12 protein-coding genes and 3 rRNA genes (1 of these 15 cut by a window edge) are annotated in these 21,132 nt (G+C 62.7%); 6 read left to right on the forward strand and 9 right to left on the reverse strand.

The genetic code is table 11. The features are described from left to right. The first annotated feature begins 179 nt into the window (after nt 1-179). Complete coding sequence (locus ACVOLO_RS07425) at nt 180-2,048, forward strand: N-acetylmuramoyl-L-alanine amidase (RefSeq protein ID WP_481569612.1); 1,869 nt, start codon at nt 180-182, stop codon at nt 2,046-2,048. 554 nt (nt 2,049-2,602) lie between these two features. Here the strand turns inward: ACVOLO_RS07425 and ACVOLO_RS07430 are convergent. The 3 genes from ACVOLO_RS07430 to ACVOLO_RS07440 all read right to left on the reverse strand — a co-directional run bounded on the left by ACVOLO_RS07430 (nt 2,603) and on the right by ACVOLO_RS07440 (nt 6,911). Further along, nucleotides 2,603-4,522 carry a M61 family metallopeptidase gene (locus tag ACVOLO_RS07430; RefSeq protein ID WP_481569613.1) on the reverse strand — a complete coding sequence of 640 codons (1,920 nt, stop codon included), beginning with the start codon at nt 4,520-4,522 and terminating at the stop codon, nt 2,603-2,605. A gap of 219 nt (nt 4,523-4,741) precedes the next feature. Continuing rightward, on the reverse strand, nt 4,742-5,920 hold the full coding sequence (locus tag ACVOLO_RS07435) for an OmpA family protein (RefSeq protein ID WP_481569614.1): 1,179 nt from the start codon (nt 5,918-5,920) through the stop codon (nt 4,742-4,744). A gap of 85 nt (nt 5,921-6,005) precedes the next feature. Continuing rightward, nucleotides 6,006-6,911, reverse strand: a complete 906-nt coding sequence (locus ACVOLO_RS07440; RefSeq protein ID WP_481569615.1) for a LysR family transcriptional regulator — start codon at nt 6,909-6,911, stop codon at nt 6,006-6,008. A gap of 124 nt (nt 6,912-7,035) precedes the next feature. Here ACVOLO_RS07440 and ACVOLO_RS07445 point away from each other — a divergent pair, with 124 nt between their 5' ends. The 4 genes from ACVOLO_RS07445 (at nt 7,036) to ACVOLO_RS07460 (ending at nt 11,493) form a co-directional block, all read left to right on the forward strand. Further along, entirely contained in the window at nt 7,036-7,902 is an 867-nt protein-coding gene (locus ACVOLO_RS07445) for a pirin family protein (RefSeq protein ID WP_481569616.1), read from the forward strand. Between the two features lie 99 nt (nt 7,903-8,001). After that, nucleotides 8,002-8,691, forward strand: a complete 690-nt coding sequence (locus tag ACVOLO_RS07450; RefSeq protein WP_481569617.1) for an isochorismatase family protein — start codon at nt 8,002-8,004, stop codon at nt 8,689-8,691. Nucleotides 8,692-9,026: 335 nt separating this feature from the next. Beyond that, nucleotides 9,027-9,668 carry a hydrolase gene (locus ACVOLO_RS07455; protein ID WP_481569618.1) on the forward strand — a complete coding sequence of 214 codons (642 nt, stop codon included), beginning with the start codon at nt 9,027-9,029 and terminating at the stop codon, nt 9,666-9,668. A gap of 403 nt (nt 9,669-10,071) precedes the next feature. Next, nucleotides 10,072-11,493 carry a short-chain fatty acid transporter gene (locus ACVOLO_RS07460; protein ID WP_481569619.1) on the forward strand — a complete coding sequence of 474 codons (1,422 nt, stop codon included), beginning with the start codon at nt 10,072-10,074 and terminating at the stop codon, nt 11,491-11,493. A 215-nt stretch (nt 11,494-11,708) separates the two neighbouring features. On the opposite strand, the gene ACVOLO_RS07465 is transcribed toward ACVOLO_RS07460, so the two are convergent. Both ACVOLO_RS07465 and ACVOLO_RS07470 read right to left on the reverse strand, forming a co-directional pair. Then, nucleotides 11,709-12,227, reverse strand: a complete 519-nt coding sequence (locus ACVOLO_RS07465) for a GNAT family N-acetyltransferase (RefSeq protein ID WP_481569620.1) — start codon at nt 12,225-12,227, stop codon at nt 11,709-11,711. Between the two features lie 173 nt (nt 12,228-12,400). After that, nucleotides 12,401-14,386, reverse strand: a complete 1,986-nt coding sequence (locus ACVOLO_RS07470) for a UvrD-helicase domain-containing protein (RefSeq protein WP_481569621.1) — start codon at nt 14,384-14,386, stop codon at nt 12,401-12,403. Between the two features lie 133 nt (nt 14,387-14,519). Here ACVOLO_RS07470 and ACVOLO_RS07475 point away from each other — a divergent pair, with 133 nt between their 5' ends. Then, complete coding sequence (locus ACVOLO_RS07475; protein WP_481569622.1) at nt 14,520-15,140, forward strand: thymidine kinase; 621 nt, start codon at nt 14,520-14,522, stop codon at nt 15,138-15,140. Nucleotides 15,141-15,311: 171 nt separating this feature from the next. Here the strand turns inward: ACVOLO_RS07475 and ACVOLO_RS07480 are convergent, their stop codons facing one another. From ACVOLO_RS07480 to ACVOLO_RS07495, 4 genes are all read right to left on the reverse strand, one after another. After that, on the reverse strand, nt 15,312-16,913 hold the full coding sequence (locus ACVOLO_RS07480; protein ID WP_481569646.1) for an OpgD/OpgG family glucan biosynthesis protein: 1,602 nt from the start codon (nt 16,911-16,913) through the stop codon (nt 15,312-15,314). Nucleotides 16,914-17,882: 969 nt separating this feature from the next. Continuing rightward, nucleotides 17,883-17,997: ribosomal RNA gene (rrf, locus tag ACVOLO_RS07485) — 5S ribosomal RNA — on the reverse strand. 131 nt (nt 17,998-18,128) lie between these two features. Beyond that, a 5S ribosomal RNA gene (rrf, locus tag ACVOLO_RS07490) occupies nt 18,129-18,243 on the reverse strand. A 123-nt stretch (nt 18,244-18,366) separates the two neighbouring features. Continuing rightward, nucleotides 18,367-21,132: ribosomal RNA gene (locus tag ACVOLO_RS07495) — 23S ribosomal RNA — on the reverse strand (it continues 112 nt past the right edge of the window).

Genomic DNA, 21,132 nt, shown 5'->3' on the forward strand with positions numbered 1-21,132 from the left:
CGGCATCACCCCGGATATGCCCACCGCGCTGCACTGTCGGCATTGCGGGAAGAAACCTTCACGTCCGAACGCGACGGCTCCAGTAGAACGGCAACCGCAGGGGATATCACAACCCGGGGGTACCCACGATGATGCATCGTCATGCCGCAGTGTTGCTGTCTGCCGTCGTCAGCAGCCTGATGACCGCACCCGTCTTCGCCCAGTCCAGCCTCAACCCAGGCACCGCGCTGGAAACCCAGTTGAATGCCGAGGAAGCACGCTTCGCCCCGCAACGCGCGTTGTACCTGCGCTATTTCCAGCAGGCGTATCGACAATATCCGTCCATTCCGGCCGGCACGCTGGAAGCCATCGCCCATGTGCAGAGCCGCTGGTCGAACCTGCAACCGGCCGCAACACAGGATGCGGAACACCTGCGCATGCCGCCCAGCTGGGGCGTGATGGGCCTGTATGCCGGTGGCGGCTTTGCCAACCAGGTGGATGAGGGCGCGCGCCTGCTCGGAGTAAATGCCGACGCGGTGCGCCGGCAGCCGGCGACCAACATCCTCGCTGCGGCAGCCTTGCTGGATGCACAGATCCGCCAGGATTTTCCCGCCGCCGGACGCGGCACCACGCCATCGGCTGAAGCCATCCGCCCGGCGTTGATGCGCTATGCCGGCTTTGCTCCGGTTTCGTCCCTGGCCACGCTCAAGGCGGGCAGCATCGACGACTACGCCCGCACCAGCTTTGCCTATGACGTGCTGCTGACCCAGGACCGCGGCGTCAATGATCGCGGCATCGTGGTGCCCGAACGCGCCATCGCCTGGGAGGAAGCGTTCGATGCACCACGCCTTGTCATGCTGCGCGCCCCCATGGTGCGGTTGGATGTGGCCAATGATCGTGTCGAGACCGACGCGTTCGCGGTCGACCCGCTCAGCGAGACCTTGCAGACGCGCGCCGGCACACAGGTCAGCCCACTGCTCGATGCCACCATCCAGAGCACCGACTATGGCCCGGCGATATGGAGCGCGGCGTCCAGCGCCAACTACTCGGCCTCGCGCTCGGCGGCGATCAGCGCAGTGACCATCCACACCACACAGGGCAGCTACGCCGGCACTATTTCCTGGTTCAAGAACGCCAGTGCGCAGGTGAGTGCGCACTATGTGATCCGCTCCTCCGACGGCCAGGTAACGCAGATGGTGCGCGACGCGCACACCGCCTGGCACGTGCGCAACCAGAACAGCTACACGCTGGGCATCGAACACGAGGGCTTCGTCGACAACAGCTCGTGGTACACCAACGCCATGTACGAAGCGTCGGCGGCGCTGGTGCGGAACTTCTGCGCCAAGTACAGCGCCATCAGCTGTGCCAGTGCCTACAGCGGGGCCGCCAGCAGCGGCATCAACGTGCTGCCCACCAGCGTCAAGATCAAGGGCCACCAGCACTACAGCGGGCAGACCCACACCGACCCCGGCATCAACTGGAACTGGGCCAAGTACTACGCCCTGATCAACCCCGGCAGTGGCGGTGGCACCGGCACGATCACCTACCTGGACCGCTTCGAGACCAGCGTTGGGCATTTCGATACCAGCCCGAGCTATTCGGGCAGCACCACCGGCATCAGCACCGCCTCAACGGCGACGCGTGACTGCACCACGCGCAAGAACGGCAGCTGTTCGCTGCGAGTGTTGCTGAAGGACAACACCGCCAGCAGTGGCGACTGGAACGTGCGGCTGCTGTCCAGCGGTGGAACACCGGCCAACAACACCGCGCTGACCCGCAGCAACGGCGTGCTCGGCTTCTGGGTATGGAGCGGCGGCAGCGGCACCAGCGTGGGCGTGGGCATCGACGACAGCGATGGCACCGAGCGCTCGGTCAGCAAAGCGATTGCCGCCAACACCTGGACGTATGTGTCGTGGTCGTTGGCAGATGCCGCGCAATGGAATGCCTGGGTAAGCGGCAATGGCAGCATCACCGCCGCCAGCGTCAAGCTCGATGCGATCTGGCTGTATCACGCCAACACCGCCTACGACCTCAACGTCTATATCGATGATGTGCAGATAAAGAACTGATCGATACGGTGACGTAGCGCAAATCCACCCCCTCTCTTTGGCCGAAGGCCAAGGGGAGGGTTGGGGAAGGGTGCTGTTGGTCTTTTTCCTCTCGTCCAATGACCAAAAGCAAATTCAACAGCCCCCTTCCGCCCTACGGGCACCTTCCCCCGCGCGCGGGGGAAGGGAATGCAGGCATTTGTAGAGCGGAGCCATGCCCCGCTGGGAAATCACCGATAAGGGCTCTAACGAGCATGACTCGGCACTGCATGAACCCGTGATGCCGGCATGGCCCGGCATCACGTTTCCATGACGACACGCTGTTGCTGTTGCTGTTGTTGTTGTTGCTGTTGTTGTTGCTGTTGTTGTTGCTGTTGCTGTTGTTGCTGCTGCTGCTGTTGCCGTCCCTCCTCTCCCCTTGTGGGGAGAGCGCAGGTGGCTTGCGATCCACTGGATCGCACCTGCGTGAGCACTTCGCGTGCTGCGCGAAGCCGGGGCGCGGAGCGGATGCCGCAGGCAGGAGAGGGGAAGCGGCGCAGCCACGCTTCCCGCCATCACCACGCCCCCTTCCCCGCCTACTTCTTCGCGCTGAGAATCGGCGTCAGGTAATCGGTGCTGCCTTCAATGCGCTGCAGCGCCGGGTAACGCAGACCGTCGTGGTAGTCGATGTTCAACGTGCGGTACACATCCATCTGCTTCACCAGCAAGCGGATCGGCTGCGTGCCGGTTTTGGCCGCGCGCACGGCCTCTTCCAGTTCGTCGGCGCTGTACTGCAGGTCATTGACCGCCAGCACCTGCATGCCGCTGCCGATGCCGGCGTTGAACGCCGCGCTGTCCCAGCGCACTTCACTCACCCGGCCACTGCTGTCCAGCGCCATGCCCAAGGAATAGATGAAGCTGGCACCACGGCCCTTCATCATGGCCTTGTAGTAGGCGCTGGGCTTGTCGTTGTAGACCAGCTTCCAGCCGGCCGCTTCGATGCCGCCGGTCAGGCCCTGCCGGCGTTCCACGCGGTCACCCAGGAACTGCGCCCAATCACCGCTGGGCTGCACCTGTTCCAGCGTCGCGGCGACATCCTCGAACGTGTAGGTGTCCGGGCGCTCCCATTGGCCATCGTTCTGGCCGAAGAACGCCTTGGCAAAATCATCCAGGCTGCGCTTGCCGCCGCTGAGTTTGCGGATGCGCACGTCCGCTTCCAGCCACAGCATCTGCCCGCCCTGGTAGTAGTCCTCGCTCATCTGGTAGCCGCGGTATGGCTTGGGCTTGCGACGCGCGATCACCGGATCGTTGGTGGTGTCGCCCAGCGAACGCCATTCCAGACCCGGGCGGTTGTCGGCGTAGGTTGCAGCCACCAGCGCCAGTGCATCGCGCGAAGCATCCAGCGGGCGAATGCCCGAACGCGCGGTCAGCACATTGCCCCAGTACTGGGTCTGCCCTTCGTACACCCACAACAGGCTGCCCTGCATCGGCACGTTGTAGTTGCGCGTGGCCAGATCGGCCGGGCGACGGTACTTGCCGTCCCACGAATGCGTGTACTCATGGCCGAGCAGGTCGCTGCTGCCGACCTTGGCATCCCAGCCGCTGAAGTAATCGCGGTCTTCGCTGTTCTCGCTGGAGCGCTGGTGTTCCAGGCCGATGCCGCCGAGCTGGTTGGTCACCGCGAACAGGAAGTCGTAGTGATCGTAATGCTCGGCACCGAACAGCTTGCGTGCCTGCGTCACCAGCGCGCGGTGCTGTTCAATGTGCTCGGGCTTGGCTTCCAGGTCCTTTGCGCGGTCGGCAAACACATTCAAGCGCACCGGGCGGGTGCCGGCGGCCGCCAGATCAATCATGCGGTGATAGCGGCCGGCAAATACCGGCGAGTCCACCAGGATTTCCAGGTTGGTGGGCGCGTAATGCACGGTGTCGCCGTCGCGACGCGCCACGGTCAGTGCGCTGGCCGCTTCCCAGCCCTGCGGGTAACGCGCACTGGCCTGGTAGGTGATGGCGTGCGCAGCGTGTCCGGCCGGGTACAGCACCATCGCGTTCCACTGCAGGTTGAGCATGTTCGGCGTCATCACCGTGCGGCCCTGCGCCGGATCGGTGGGGCTGAGGAACTGGTACTCCATGCGCAGTTCGGCCACGCCTTCGGGCACCTGCACGTTGAAGGTGTAGACGTCGAGCGGGTCACGCATCCACGGCAGGCGCTGGCCGTTGCCGGTGATGACCAGCCCGGCCAGCTTCTCGATCTGCCCGGTGGGCGAATGGCTGCCCGGCAACCAGGCCGGGTAATGGAAGCGCTGCAAGCCGCCGCGCACCGGCACGGTCTGCCGCACCTTGAACACGCGCTGGCCCAGGTCGGTGGCATCCACCTCCAGCACGATGCTGCCCGGATACGCCGCTTCACTGATGGTGACGCCGCGCGCATCCACCGTTGGCACATCCGGTGCTGCGTTCGCCATGCCCATGGCGGTCATCAGTGCAACACCCAGCACTGCGGGACGGAGTACATGCATCACCAACCTCTCGTTTGTCTGAGAGCCCCATGATGCGTCGACGCACAAGGTCCTGACACGGGCCGTTAGGCATGGTCGCAGGCGCACGCCGCAGGAGCGGCCTTGGCCGCGAAGCTGGGAAACCCATCGCAGCCGCGTTCGATCACCACCATCTGTGGGCATGCGTGATTCACACACCCGCAGGCCGACGCAACGCTGGCTTCGCGACCGGGCTCGCGCCTACGTGCGGACAAATATTTCCACGCGGCGGTTGAGCTGGCGGCCGCCGGGATTGTCCTTGCCATTGAGCTCATTGGGCGCAACCGGCTGCGTTTCGCCGTAACCACGCGCACTGGCGTCCGCAGCACTGCCACGCTGCTGCAGCGCCGCCACCACGGCCTGCGCGCGTCGTTCGGACAGATCCTGGTTGTACTGGTCGCTGCCCTTGGCATCGGTATGACCACGGATCTCCATCGCGCTGGAGGGCACCTTGGTCAACGCGGCAGCCAGGACATCCAGCACCTTGCCGGCATCGGAACGGATGGCGTCCTTGTCGAAATCGAACAACACCTTGTCGTTGAGGGTGATGACGAAACCACAGGGCGCGCCCGAGGGCTTGAATTTATCCAGCAGCGGGAACCGGCCGGCCGGCGGCAACGGCGGCAGCGGCGCCATCTTCACCTCGCGTGCCAACGCACCCACGGTGCCGGTGCCATCGCCACGGTTTTCGACCATGCCTTCCGGGCCGCCAATCCACTTGCCCGAGCCGTCGGCATTGATCTCGATGCTGCCTTCACCCCCCACCCAGCTGCCGGAACCATCCCCGTGATTTTCGATGGTGCCGAAACCGCCGATCCAGGTACCGGCTCCCTTGCCGTCCAGTTCGATATTGCCGTGTGCGCCCACATAGCTGCCGGAGCCATCGGCCTTCACCTCGAAGGTACCGGCGTCGTTGACCACGCTGCCGCTGCCATCGGCCTGCACCTCCACCACGCCATCGCCGGTCACCGCCTGGCCGCTGCCGTCGGCACCGATGTTGAACACGCCGTGGCCGCCGACGCGTTCCAGGTTGCCCTGTGCGTCAACATTGGTGAAGCCGCTTTCATTGACCAGGCCACCGTCGGTAGCGCAGTTGGCCGGGCGCACGCTGATGCCGGCCACCGGATCAATCAACGCCTGCATCGAGTTTTCCAGCTGCTTCTGCGCCGGGCCGCTGCCGACGATGCTGGGCACCATGATCGGCGGTATCACCGGAAATTCGATGCTGCCAGCGGTGAGCACTTCCGCGGCGGGCGGCGCGGGCGTTGCCTCGGCATTGCCGGGTGATGCCGGCGTGACCGCCTGCTCGGGGGAAGGCGCCCGCCCGCAGGCGGCTGCAAGTACGGTGACACAAGCCAGGGACACAGCAGCAAGACGCATGCAACAACTCCGTTTGTGCGAAACATGCATCTTTGACAAGGCTCTGTTTACGCCCCGTGACTGGCATGCATTCACGCGGCGCTGCTCAGGCTTCATCCAATGCAGCGAACGAGTCAGCAAGGTGGTCGATGAACAATCGCACCGACGGCAGCAGGCCCCGCCGTGACGGGAACACCGCATGGATGATCTCCCTCGGCGGCGCCCAGCCTTCGGCAACCTGCCGCAGCCGGCCATCGTCCAGTGCGTCGCGCACGATCATCGTTGGCAACTGCGCAACCCCCACCCCGGCCAGCGCCGCTTCGCGCAGCAGCATCATGCCGCGCGTCACCAGACGCGGCTGGTGCGGCACTTCAGCAGTGGCACCGTCCGGGCCAACCAGTCGCCACACATGCTCGCCCTGCGGCACCCCCAGGGCCAGGCTGGGCAGCAGGTGCAGGTCGGCCGGGCCATGGGCCATGCCACAACGCTCCAGCAAGGCCGGCGTGGCGACCAGGCACTGGGTGCGTTCGGCCAGCACTTTCAGCACCAGCTCGCTGTCCTCCAGCGGCGGCGGGCGCACGCGGATGGCCAGGTCGAAGCCTTCGGCAATGACATCAACGCGGCGATTGGTGGCTTCCAGATGCACCTGCACCTCGGGGCAGCGCGCCATGAAGTCGGCCACCATCGCCGCAATCCGGAAATCCAGCAGCATGGTCGGGCAGCTCACATGCACCACGCCACGCGGTTCGGAGCGGGTCATCTCGATGGATTCGGCGGCCGCTTCGGCCTCCACCAGCATGGCGCGGCAGTGGGCATAGAAGGTCTGGCCCACCTCGGTCACCGAAAAGTGCCGGGTGGAGCGCTGGATCAGGCGCACGCCCAGCCGCTCCTCCAGCAAGGCAATACGCCGGCTCAGCTTGGATTTCGGCTCGCCCAGCGCGCGCCCCGCCGGGGCAAAGCCCCCGTGCTCGACCACTTTGGCGAAGTAGTACAGGTCGTTCAGATCCTGCATGGAACCGCTCCATCGTTCATCAGATGGGACTATGAGACCATTTTTCGCCGTCTACCGGCGTGATCGTCCCAGACCTAACCTTTGCTCCAACGAAGGCGCACCCGCGCCGCTACGGAGCAGAAAGATGAAGAAGATCAGTGGCCTTTACAGCGCACCCCGCCCGCATTGGGTTGGCGACGGCTTCCCGGTCCGTTCGCTGTTCTCCTACAACACGCACGGTCGTCAGCTGAGTCCTTTCCTGCTGCTCGATCATGCCGGCCCGGCCGAGTTCACCCCGACCGACAGCCCGCGTGGCGTCGGCCAGCACCCGCACCGTGGTTTCGAGACGGTCACCATCGTCTATGAAGGCGAAGTGGCCCACCGCGATTCCACCGGCGCCGGTGGCGAAATCGGCCCGGGCGACGTGCAGTGGATGACGGCTGCCTCGGGCATCCTGCACGAGGAGTTCCATTCCGAAGCCTTCACCCGCAAGGGCGGCAAGCTGGAAATGGTGCAGCTGTGGGTAAACCTGCCTGCCAAGGACAAGATGTCCACGCCGGGCTACCAGAACATCAGCAATGCCGACATTCCGGTCGTCCAGTTGCCCGATGGCGCCGGCAAGGTCCGTGTGATTGCCGGTGAGTTCGGCGGCCAGCGCGGCCCGGCCCGCACCCACACGCCGATGGACGTCTGGGACCTGCGCCTGCAGCGCGACCACCACACCACGCTGGATTTCAGCGAGGGCCACACCGTGGCAATGGTGGTGATGCACGGCACCGTGCTGTTCAACGGTGGCCAGGTGGCACGCGAAGGCCAGCTGGTGCTGTTTGACCGCAGCGCCGGGCAGGTGGAACTGGAAGCCAATGCCAATGCCACCGTGCTGGTGCTGGCCGGCGAGCCGATCGATGAGCCCATCGCCGGCTACGGCCCGTTCGTGATGAACACCCAGGAAGAAATCCGTCAGGCGATGGAGGACTTCAACTCCGGCCGCTTCGGCCAGATTGCTGCCTGACCCCAACCGACCGGATTTAACCATCCGGTCATCTCCCACTCGCGCCGGCTTTCGCTTGGCGGCGCGATGCTACGCCTCCTTTCCCAGAAGAGAACCCGCATGAACGCTTTCCCGTACGCTGCCAACTTCAATGGTGCAAAGCCCGTGATCGACCCGGACAACGTCGCCATGTTGCTGATCGATCACCAGAGCGGCCTGTTCCAGACCGTGCACGACATGCCGTTCACCACCCTGCGCCGCCTGGCATCGACGCTGGCCAAGCTGGCCACGCTGGCGAAGATTCCGGTCATCACCACCGCCTCGGTGCCGCAGGGCCCGAACGGCCCGCTGATTCCGGAAATCCACCAGAACGCACCGCACGCCAAGTACGTGGCACGCAAGGGCGAGATCAATGCGTGGGACAACCCCGACTTCGTGCAGGCCGTGAAGGACACCGGCAAGAAGCAGCTGATCATCGCCGGCACCATCACCAGCGTGTGCATGGCGTTCCCGTCGATCGCCGCCGTGGCCGAGGGCTACCAGGTGTTCGCGGTGATCGACGCCTCCGGCACCTATTCCAAGCAGGCCCAGGAAATCACCCTGGCGCGGATGATGCAGGCCGGTGTGGTCGTCATCGACGTGGCCGCGGTGGCCTCGGAACTGCAGAAGACCTGGAACCGTGACGATGCCGCCGAATGGGCGCAGGCTTATACCCAGATCTTCCCGAACTACCAGTTGCTGATCGAGAGCTACACCAAGGCCCAGGAAGTGGTCACCAACCACGAACAGCTCGATTCACAGCGTAAATAAGGCCGCATGCAGCGCGTGGTTCCACCGCGAGGGTGGAGCCACCGTTGCCCCGACGCGGCAACACCTGGTTGCCGCGCCCCCGGCTCGTTCGGGGTTCAACACTCCCCGGCGCAGCCGCGCTGTACCCCTTCAGCTCACGAACATCACCCTTCAATGCAATGAACACGCACTTCAACAAGCGTGCTGCACGAAGTCGTTCGACGGGCCAGGCAAACCATTGCGATTGAGCGAAACAACACGGCGTGCAGCGTGGGTTGAACACCTGCTCGGCGCTGTGATCGTCCCACCCAAGCGCGTGCTGCGCCTCCAGCACACCCACGAAAAGGAGCCTCCCCATGGCCAGTGAAACCAAGCGCGACCCCAGGAAAGACGACCTGCTGACCCCGGAAAATTCCGCACTGATCGTCATCGACTACCAGCCCGTGCAGGTGAACTCCATCGCTTCGATGGACCGCCAGCTGCTGGTCAACAACATCGTCGGCGTCGCCAAGGCGGCCAAGGTCTACGGCCTGCCCATCGTCCACTCCACCGTCAACGTCGAAACCGGCCTGAACCATCCGCCGATCCCGCAGCTGCGCAAGGTGCTGAAGGACGAGCCGACCTATGACCGCACCACGATCAACTCCTGGGAAGACGTGGAGTTCCGCAAGGCCGTGGAAGCCACCGGCCGCAAGAAGCTGATCATGACCGCGCTGTGGACCGAAGCCTGCCTCACCTTCCCGGCCCTGGACGCGCTGCGCGAAGGCTATGAAGTGTATGTGCCGGTGGACGCCGTGGGCGGCACCTCGCTGGCCGCACACGATGCCGCGCTGCGCCGCATCGAACAGGCCGGCGGCAAGATGATCAGCGTGCCGCAGATGTTCTGCGAGCTGCAGCGCGACTGGAACCGTGCCGACACCGCCAAGCAGTTCATGGAGCTGTTCATCAGCACCGGCGGCACCGCAGGCATTCAGTTCTCCTACGACGCTGCCGAGTGAACTGAGCGCCGCAGGTGACATCCCCCTCCCTTTCGCAAAGCGAAAGGGAGGGAGTGGATTGCCTAGATGCCAGACATCACCGGCAATCGCTGTTGCTGCTGCCCCCTCCCTTTCGCAAAGCGAAAGGGAGGGAGTGGATTGCCTGGATGCCGGACATCACCGGCAATCGCTGTTGCTGTTGCTCCCTCCCCTTCGCAAAGCGAAAGGGAGGGAGTGGATTGCTTGGATGCCGGACATCGCCGGCAATCGCTGTTGCTGTTGCCCCCTCCCTTTCGCTTTGCGAAGGGGAGGGCTGGGGAGGGGTGCTTTCGCAGCCCGCAACCTCCCACCCTATCCAAAAGTCCAGTTCCGCGCCCCGCACCCACACGCTACCGTCGCCGTGTAGTCCCTCACGGTAGTTCTCATGCAAACCTCCACCCAAGACACCGCTTCGGCGCGCTTTGCCATCCGCTGCGCGCAGTTTGCCGAACGCTGGTTCCCTGACTCCTGGGTGTTCGCCGCCCTCGCCCTTGCCGCCGTCAGCCTGGCCGCACTGTCCATCGGCGCCGCGCCTACCGACACCGCCAAGGCCTTCGGCGACGGCTTCTGGAGCCTGATTCCCTTCACCATGCAGATGGCTTTCGTGGTCATCGGCGGTTATGTGGTGGCCTCTTCCGGCCCGGCTTCGCGCCTGATCGACCGCCTGGCCCGCGTGCCGCGCAACGGCCGCACCGCCGTGGCCCTGGTCGCCACCGTATCGATGCTGGCCTCGCTGCTGAACTGGGGCCTGAGCCTGGTGTTCGCCGGCCTGCTGGTACGTGCACTGGCCCGCCGCACCGAGTTGAAGATGGACTACCGCGCCGCCGGCGCAGCCGGCTATCTCGGCCTGGGCGCGGTGTGGGCACTGGGCCTGTCGTCCTCGGCCGCACAGCTGCAGGCCAACCCGGCCAGCCTGCCCCCGTCGATCCTGTCCATCACCGGCGTCATCCCGTTCACCGAAACCATCTTCTTGTGGCAATCCGGCGTGCTGCTCGGCGCCCTGGTGCTGGTATCACTGCTGATCGCCTACGTCACCGCGCCCAACGCCAGCTCCGCGCGCGACGCCGCCGACTGTGGCGTGGACGTGCACCACGACGTCGCCCCGCCCAAGGCCAGGCCCACGCGCCCGGGCGAATGGCTGGAACACAGCCCGCTGCTGATCCTGCTGCTGGTGGTGCTGGCCGCCGGTTGGCTGCTGCATGAGTTCTCCACCAAGCCGGCGATCCAGGCCATTTCCGGCTTGAACACCTACAACCTGCTGTTCCTGATGCTGGGCGCGCTGCTGCATTGGCGTCCGCGCAACTTCCTGGACGCGGTGGCGCGCGCGGTACCGTCCACCACCGGCGTGCTGATCCAGTTCCCGCTGTACGGCTCCATCGCCGCGATCATGACCACGGTCAACGGCAGCGACGGCCACAGCGTGGCGCACATCATCTCCACCTTCTTCACCCGGATCGCCAGCCACGACACCTATGCGCTGCTGATGGGCAGCTACTCGGCGGTGCTGGGCTTCTTCATTCCCTCCGGCGGCGGCAAGTGGATCATCGAAGCCCCGTATGTGATGCAGGTGGCCAACGACCTGCAATACCACCTGGGCTGGTCGGTGCAGATCTACAACGCCGCCGAGGCGCTGCCCAACCTGATCAACCCGTTCTACATGCTGCCGCTGCTGGGCGTGCTGGGCTTGAAGGCGCGCGACCTGATCGGCTTCACCTTCGTGCAACTGCTGGTACATACCCCGCTGGTGCTGATACTGCTGTGGGCCTTGGGCGCAACGCTGGCGTATGTGCCGCCGGTAATGCCATAAGGCTGGGCTTTTAGCTTTAGCTTTAGCCCCTCTCCCTCCACGGGAGAGGGGTTGGGGAGAGGGGGCGGCGAAGTCGTCTTCGGTGGACAACCAATGACAAAGAACACGCTTCGCGTGCCCCCTCTTCCGCCCTTCGGGCACCTTCTCCCGCAAGGGGAGAAGGGAACATCACCAAAGCTCGCAGTGAACTGAACTCATCCCAGTTCTAGCCACTGCTAAGCCTCACCCAACAAAAAAAACAACACATCCTCATCCTCGCCCGGCAAGCGCGTCGTTCCGTTCGCCACGAATCCCAGCTTCTCCAGCAAACCCACCGAACGCGCATTCCCCACCGACACGATCGCGCACAAGGTTTCGATCCCCAGCACCTCACGTGCATGTTTCACCACGCCGCGTGCCGCTTCCAGCGCATAGCCCTGTCCGCAAAAATCGCTCAACAACGCATAGCCGATATCGACGTGTACCAGACCGTTGCGGCGCACCAGCCCGGCGTTGCCCATCCACGCGCCATCGCTGCGGCGTTCGATCACATACATGCCAAAGCCATTGGCCGCGTAGCTGACGAACGGGCCCTTGTGGATGTACTCGCGCGCCTGTTCCAGCGTGCGCACGCCACGGTCGGCGATGTATTGATGGAAGCCCGGCTCGTTGAGCAACGCCAGCATGCCGGCGGCGTCCACATCGTCATCGCGCAGCAGCCGCAGGTTGAGGCGTTCGGTCTGGATCAGGGGCATTGCCGGATTCCGTACTGGGTGTGCAGGTGGAGCTTACCCCTCCACCTGCGGCGCAAGGGAGGGAACAAAGCGCCACACGTCGACTTGACCGACCATCACAATCCGCCCCCTCCCTTTGCCGAAGGCAAGGGGAGGGCTGGGGAGGGCTGGGGAGGGGTAAGAACACCAGGCCATCAATCAAACAACGCCTGAATCGCGGCCAGCCCTGCCTTCGCACGCTCCTGCTTGTGCGCAGCATCGGCAACCGGGTCGGCACCGTCGCGCTGGATTTCACTGGCCGGCAACTCGTCGAAGAACCGGCTCGGCTTGAGCCGAATGTGTTCGCCGAACTTGCGCGTCAGCCGGCTGAAGCTCATCCACAACTGGATCTTGGCGCGGGTGATGCCCACGTACAGCAGGCGCCGCTCTTCCTGCAGATTGCCCTCGTCCAGGCTGACCTGGTGCGGCAACACGCCGTCCTCGCAGCCAACGATGAACACATACGGGAACTCCAGGCCCTTGGACGCATGCAGCGTCATCATTCGCACCTGGTTGCCACCGTCATCCTTGTCGTTGCGCGATATCAACGCCAGCTGTGCAGCCATGTCGGCGGCGCTGGCGCCACGCGGGCCGCTCTCGAACCACGATGCCAGTTCTTCAATATTGTTGGCGCGCCGCTCGTAGCTGCTGGTGTCCTTGGCCTGGTTTCGCATTTCCGCGAGCAGGCCCGAATCCTTGGCCACGCGGCGCACCAGGTCGCCGGAGGACATGCTGCGCATGTCCATGCGCAGCGCACGCAGGATGTCGGTGAACTTGCTCAGGCTGTTGGCCGCGCGCGGTGACAACTGCGCCAGCGCGCCCATCGCCTCGGCAGCCTGCGCCATCGGCATGTTCTTGTCCGAGGCCAGCTCGGCCAGCTTGGCCAGGGTGCTGGCGCCCACATCGCGCTTGGGCGACTGCACCGCACGCATGAAGGCGGTGTCGTCATCCGGGTTCACCAGCAAGCGAAGCCATGACAGCGTGTCCTTCACTTCCTGCCGTTCCAGGAACACCGTGCCACCGTTGAGGTGATACGGCACGCCTGCCATCTGCATCGCTTTTTCCAGCGGGCGCGACTGGAAATTGCCGCGGAACAGAATACAGAAGTCACTCCATGGAATCTTGCGGCTGGTCGCCAGGAAATGGATTTCCGCAGCCACCTTCTCCGCCTCGTGCTCGCTGTTGCGGCACTCCCACACGCGGATGCGCTCGCCATCGGCCTGGTCGGACCACAGCGTCTTCAGATGCTCATGCGGGTTGTGCGCGATCAACGCATTGGCCGCGCGCAGCACGCGGTTGGAGCAGCGGTAGTTCTGCTCCAGCTTGATGATCTGCAGCGCCGGGTAGTCACGCCCCATCTGCTGCAGGTTTTCCGGGTTGGCGCCACGCCAAGCGTAGATCGACTGATCGTCATCACCCACGCAGGTGAAGTTGCCGCGCGGCCCTGCCAGCTGCTTGAGTAGCCGGTACTGCGCGTCGTTGGTGTCCTGGCATTCGTCCACCAGCAGGTAGCCGATGCGTTCGCGCCAGGCCAGGGCGATATCCGGGTTCTCCTCCAGCACCTGCACCGGCAGGCGGATCAGGTCATCGAAATCCACCGCGTTGAACGCGGTCAGCCGCGCCTGGTACAGCTCGTAGATCATCGCCGCATTCTTCTCGCGGCTGCTGCGTGCCGCCGCCATCGCCTGCTCCGGCGACAGCCCGGCGTTCTTCGCGCGCGAGATCAGGTTCTTCATGTCCTCGATGTCGTCGGGCTTGGCATTGCTGCCGCCCAGCAGGTCCTTGATCTGTGCACCGGCGTCGTCGGCATCGAAGATGGAAAAACTGCGCTTCAAACCCACCTGTTCATGCTGGATCTGCAGGAACTTCAGCCCCAGCGCATGGAACGTGCAGATGGTGACTTCGGCCGCATCCTCCGAACGCAGCCGCTTGGCCACACGCTCGCGCATTTCCTTGGCCGATTTATTAGTGAAGGTGATGGCCGCGATGCGGCGCGCCGGATAGCGGCCAATGCTGATCAGATGGGCGATCTTTTCCACGATCACACGCGTCTTGCCGCTGCCGGCACCGGCCAGCACCAGCAACGGGCCTTCCGCATGAACGGCTGCCGCGCGTTGGGGGGGATTGAGGGAATCAAGCATCGAAGGGCAGGTGAAGACCGGAAGGGAACGAAAAACGCGGAGGCAGACCTCCAGCGCCGGGGTATTCTGTCATCACCCGGAAGCGCCTGCCGCCCACGCGCGCTTCCCACTCCTGTTCACTTATCTCTGCACTATGGCCAAGCTCTATTTCTACTACTCGGCGATGAACGCCGGGAAGACCACCACCCTGCTCCAGTCCGCGCACAACTACCGTGAGCGCGGCATGCGGGTGGCCCTGCTGACCCCGCGCCTGGACCACCGCGCCGGCACCGGCGTGGTGGCCTCGCGGATCGGCCTGCAGGCCGAAGCCACCGCCTTCGAGCAGGACACCGACCTGCAGAAGTTGATCGAGCGCGACATCGCCGCGCACGGCAAGCTGGGTTGCGTGCTGGTGGACGAAGCCCAGTTCCTGACCAAGGCCCAGGCCTGGCAGCTGTCCGAAGTGGTCGATGAACTGCGCATCCCGGTGCTGTGTTACGGCCTGCGCACCGACTTCCGTGGCGAACTGTTCGAGGGCAGCCAGTACCTGCTGGCGTGGGCCGACGAGATGCAGGAGATCAAGACCATCTGCCACAGCGGCAAGAAGGCGACGATGACCGTGCGCGTGGACGCCAACGGCTTCGCCGTGCAGGACGGCCCCCAGGTGGAGATTGGCGGCAACGACCGCTACGTGTCGGTCAGCCGCGCCGAGTTCAAGAAGATCACCCGCGGCGAAGGCCGCATCGACCCCATGCAGGCGCCGCTGCCGCTCTAACCCCGCTCCCTTTGGCGCAAGCCAAGGGAAGGGCTGGGGAGGGGTGCTTTTGGGGTGCTTTTGGGGTGCTTTTGAGCTGCTTTGCTGGGGTTTCGTTGCAGTCTGCTGCAAGAGCCGAGGCTTGCCCTCAGCCCCTCTCCCGCGTGCGGGAGAGGGGCTTAAGCAGAGGCCTCAATACAACGTCCGCTCCGGCGCGCCTGCCGCCGGCGGCGTGTACTGATACAACCACGTCTCAGTCAACGTCTTGCCCCCGCTGCGCAGGTACAGGCGCACGTCGATCTGATCAAAGCTGCCTTCCGGCGGCACCAGGTCGAACATGGCCCGGTAGCCCTTGATCTCGCGCAGCGGGCGCGCCGACACAATCTCCACGCGGCCACGGCTGGTTTCCACCACGGCTTCCACTTCACCCTTGTCGATCAGGCTGGCCAGCTCGCCGCCCTCGAAATCCACCGCGAAGCGCCATGAGAAGTACTCCCGCTTCTTGCCGATGATGCCGCCCAGGCCCGTACGGCTGGCCACGCAGTGCGCCAGCGGCGGCCGGGCCGGCGGTTCGGCGCCCCAGTACAGGCGATAACCGACCAGCAGCTCCTCGCCCGGCTGCGGCTTGGCCTTCGGGTTCCAGAACGCCACGATGTTGTCGAAGGTTTCATCAACGGTGGGAATCTCCACCAACTGCACCGAGCCTTCGCCCCACTGGCCCTTGGGCTCCACCCACAGGCAGGGGCGCTTCTCGTAGAACACGCCGTCGTCCTGGTAATGGTCGAAATTGCGGTCACGCTGCAGCAGGCCAAAACCGCGCGGGTTGTTGTCCATGAACATGTTGAAGCGAAGGTGCGCCGGGTTGCACAGCGGGCGCCAGATCCACTCGCCGGCACCGTTCCACATCGACAGGCCGTCGGTGTCGTGGATCTCCGGGCGCCAATCCCAATCCATGCGGCGGTCGTTCTCACCCACCTGATACATGCTGGTGCACGGCGCGATGCCCAGCCGTTCAATCTGCTGGCGCGGGTACAGGGCGCTGTCGATATCCATCAGCAGCACATCACCATTGGTGATGGCAAAGCGATAGGCGCCGGCCACGCTCGGTGAATCCAGCAGCCCGTAGACCACGATGGTGTCGGAATTGCCGCTGGGTTGTTCAAGGTAGTAGGCGATGAAATCCGGGAATTCCTCCGGCTTGCCCATGCCGGTATCGATGGCCAGGCCCCGCGCGGACTGGCCGTACTGGCCCTCCTTGCCCACCGCACGGAAGTAGCTGGCACCCAGGAAGGCCGCGAAATCACGATCAGTATCCGCACGGGTATTCAAGCGGAACCCGGCAAAACCAAGGTCGGCAGGCAGGCGTTCCCCATGAACGCCGCTCTTCCCATAATCGAACGCCGCGCCGTCGTAGGCAAGCTCCTGCGCCTTGCCGTCAGCGACATCAAACATGCGTACCGGCGAATGGAAATACAGCCCCAGGTGAAAGAACTTGGCCTGGAACCTGCCCGGCTGGTCTGCCCACAAGGCGTGATCCTGGCGATAGCGGATGGACTGGTACTGGTCCCAATCCAGCGCTTCCACCTCCGCCGGCAGCACCCGCTTGTGGCTTTTGTATGGCGCCTGCGCCAACGCTCGCGCTTGCCCCTTCAACGCCGCAAAGTCGAAAGCTTGTGGCTGGCCGATACGGCGCAACCCCATCTGCGCAGGTGTTGCCGCACAGGCGGCAAAGGACGGCAGGCCGAATGCGGCCAGAGCAGCGGAGGCATTGCGCAGGAAGTCGCGTCGTTGCATGGAGGCCAGCAGGTATGTGGGAACAGCAGGCATGTTAGGCGTAGTTGCGTTAATCCACAGCGTTCAATCCGCACGGATTGAACCTCTGCTTCAGGAACCGTAATGGCACCCTTGGCAGAGTTCACGGGCGTCAGGCCCATCGGTCGGCCCGTCATTCTCGCTCCGGGCATTTCGGAAAAATATTTGTCCGGTCCAGGCTGCGGCCAAATGCAATTACCAAAGCCGGTCCTGTCCCACACATCCCGTACTGCTGCGTGATGAATGCCGACGAGCAACCGCCAACCAGATAGAGCCGTTGGCCACCAGCACCAAACTCAATCCACAGTTCTCCCTATCCCATTGGTCGACTACTGCCGACAATCGCCCAACCCGGTACCGACGCGAGGCGCACACGTTGCACCTGGACGCCTGACAGCCAACCCCAGAAGCCCCAAGCTCCCCCCGCTACCAACTCCCCCCCACAAACGCCTGAAGCCCCTCTCCCCCTGCGGAGCGACGGAAAGCAGCTTGCGGATCATTGATTCGCGGCTCTCCTGGCGCCTTCGCGTCTAGCGAAGGCCGGGGCGCGGAGCGGGGGTTGGGGAGAGGGGCAAACGAAGCGGCAGTGCAACCGGCGGGAGAAATCTAATTCAGCGTGATATTGAATTACCGGAAGCCGTCACTGTCAGCAAGCTTCGCGCGACCAGCTCTCCGCGTCAGCGCCCTGAAGCCCCTCTCCCCTTGCGGGAGAGGGGTTGGGGAGAGGGGGACGAAGCAGCAGCGCTATAGCACCTAATCCCTCCAACCAGCGCCCCATACAGCCCGCAGCCGCCGCTTCAGCCTTCCACCAAACCCCTCACAGCTATCCCCAAGCACCATTTGCACGAACGCCCCCCTTCCATCTGCCGTCCATCGCGATGGTTTCCCGGCACCATTCTTTCGCGCAAACAAAAACCCCCGCTGCGCAGCAGCGGGGGTTATGCATTTAAAACCTGGCGATGACCTACTCTCGCATGGCTTAGGCCACACTACCATCGGCGCAGCTGCGTTTCACTTCCGAGTTCGGGATGGGATCGGGTGGTTCCACAGCGCTAGTTTCACCAGGAAAACGGTAGGAGCGGCGCGCGGCGCCAGCTCGAATTCGGTTCCCTGCAAACGGCAGAGCCGGTTAAAAACCGGGGTTCTACATCAAAAGTAAAACCCCGCAGCCTGAGCTACGGGGTTTTGGGGTAAAGCCCCTGGCGATGACCTACTCTCGCATGGCTTAGGCCACACTACCATCGGCGCAGCTACGTTTCACTTCCGAGTTCGGGATGGGATCGGGTGGTTCCATAGCGCTAATTTCACCAGGGAGACAGTTGGAGCGTCGCCATCCAAAATACGGATGAGGCGCCGGTCTCGCATAGTTCTTGTGACGTAGCGTGCACTTGGTATCCATCGACATGTCATGTCGGCCAAGGCAACTTGAGGTTATATGGTCAAGCCGCACGGATCATTAGTATCAGTTAGCTCAACGCATTGCTGCGCTTACACACCTGACCTATCAACCACGTAGTCTACATGGTTCCTTTAGGGGGCTTGTGCCCCGGGAAGTCTCATCTTGAGGCGCGCTTCCCGCTTAGATGCTTTCAGCGGTTATCGCTTCCGAACATAGCTACCCGGCAATGCCACTGGCGTGACAACCGGAACACCAGAGGTTCGTCCACTCCGGTCCTCTCGTACTAGGAGCAGCCCCTCTCAAACTTCCAACGCCCATGGCAGATAGGGACCGAACTGTCTCACGACGTTCTGAACCCAGCTCGCGTACCACTTTAAATGGCGAACAGCCATACCCTTGGGACCGACTACAGCCCCAGGATGTGATGAGCCGACATCGAGGTGCCAAACACCGCCGTCGATATGAACTCTTGGGCGGTATCAGCCTGTTATCCCCGGAGTACCTTTTATCCGTTGAGCGATGGCCCTTCCATACAGAACCACCGGATCACTAAGTCCTAGTTTCCTACCTGCTTGATCCGTCGATCTTGCAGTCAAGCACGCTTATGCCTTTGCACACAGTGCGCGATGTCCGACCGCGCTGAGCGTACCTTCGAGCTCCTCCGTTACTCTTTAGGAGGAGACCGCCCCAGTCAAACTACCCACCATACACGGTCCCCGATCCAGATAATGGACCTAGGTTAGAACGTCAAGCACGACAGGGTGGTATTTCAAGGATGGCTCCACTGCAGCTAGCGCCACAGTTTCATAGCCTCCCACCTATCCTACACAGACGAACTCAACGTTCAGTGTAAAGCTATAGTAAAGGTTCACGGGGTCTTTCCGTCTTGCCACGGGAACGCTGCATCTTCACAGCGATTTCAATTTCACTGAGTCTCGGGTGGAGACAGCGCCGCTGTCGTTACGCCATTCGTGCAGGTCGGAACTTACCCGACAAGGAATTTCGCTACCTTAGGACCGTTATAGTTACGGCCGCCGTTTACTGGGGCTTCGATCAAGAGCTTCGCCTTGCGGCTGACCCCATCAATTAACCTTCCAGCACCGGGCAGGCGTCACACCCTATACGTCCACTTTCGTGTTTGCAGAGTGCTGTGTTTTTGATAAACAGTCGCAGCGGCCTGGTTACTGCGACCCTCGGAAGCTTATGCTCGCATGAGCCACCTCCAAGGGTGCACCTTCTCCCGAAGTTACGGTGCCATGTTGCCTAGTTCCTTCACCCGAGTTCTCTCAAGCGCCTGAGAATTCTCATCCTACCCACCTGTGTCGGTTTACGGTACGGTCTGCGTAAGCTGAAGCTTAGGAGCTTTTCCTGGAAGCGTGGTATCAGTGACTTCGTCTTAAAGACTCGTCTCGGTGCTCGGTCTTAAAGGATCCCGGATTTGCCAAAGATCCAAACCTACCGCCTTTCCCCAGGACAACCAACGCCTGGTACACCTAACCTTCTCCGTCCCTCCATCGCACTTACGCGAGGTGCAGGAATATTAACCTGCTTCCCATCGACTACGCATTTCTGCCTCGCCTTAGGGGCCGACTCACCCTGCGCCGATTAACGTTGCGCAAGGAAACCTTGGGCTTTCGGCGTGCGGGTTTTTCACCCGCATTATCGTTACTCATGTCAGCATTCGCACTTCCGATACCTCCAGCAGACTTCTCAATCCACCTTCAACGGCTTACGGAACGCTCCTCTACCGCGCATAACAAAGTTATGCACCCCAAGCTTCGGTTCTGTGCTTAGCCCCGTTAAATCTTCCCCGCAGACCGACTCGACCAGTGAGCTATTACGCTTTCTTTAAAGGGTGGCTGCTTCTAAGCCAACCTCCTGGCTGTCTGTGCCTTTCCACATGGTTTTCCACTTAGCACAAAATTTGGGACCTTAGCTGTGGGTCTGGGTTGTTTCCCTTTTCACGACGGACGTTAGCACCCGCCGTGTGTCTCCCATACAGTCCTTCTCGGTATTCGGAGTTTGCAATGGTTTGGTAAGTCGCGATGACCCCCTAGCCATAACAGTGCTCTACCCCCGAGAGGATACATATGAGGCGCTACCTAAATAGCTTTCGAGGAGAACCAGCTATCTCCGGGTTCGATTAGCTTTTCACTCCTAATCACAGCTCATCCCCGTCTTTTGCAACAGACGTGGGTTCGGGCCTCCAGTACCTGTTACGGCACCTTCACCCTGGCCATGACTAGATCACCCGGTTTCGGGTCTACTGCCCGCGACTATGCGCCCTTATCAGACTCGGTTTCCCTTCGCCTCCCCTATACGGTTAAGCTTGCCACGAACAGTAAGTCGCTGACCCATTATACAAAAGGTACGCAGTCACTCTTGCGAGCTCCTACTGCTTGTACGCACACGGTTTCAGGATCTATTTCACTCCCCTCTCCGGGGTTCTTTTCGCCTTTCCCTCACGGTACTGGTTCACTATCGGTCGGTCAGTAGTATTTAGCCTTGGAGGATGGTCCCCCCATATTCAGACAGGGTTTCACGTGCCCCGCCCTACTCGTCTTCACTGGAATGGCCCTTTTAAATACAGGGCTATCACCTTCTATGGCCAGTCTTTCCAGACTGTTTTTCTAGAACCATACCAGCTTAAGGGCTGTTCCCCGTTCGCTCGTCGCTACTCAGGGAATCTCGGTTGATTTCTTTTCCTCTGGTTACTTAGATATTTCAGTTCACCAGGTTCGCTTCCAGCAGCTATGTATTCACTGCAGGATACCGCCGGAGCGGTGGGTTTCCCCATTCGGA

It is taken from the genome of Stenotrophomonas sp. STEN056, assembly GCF_056759635.1.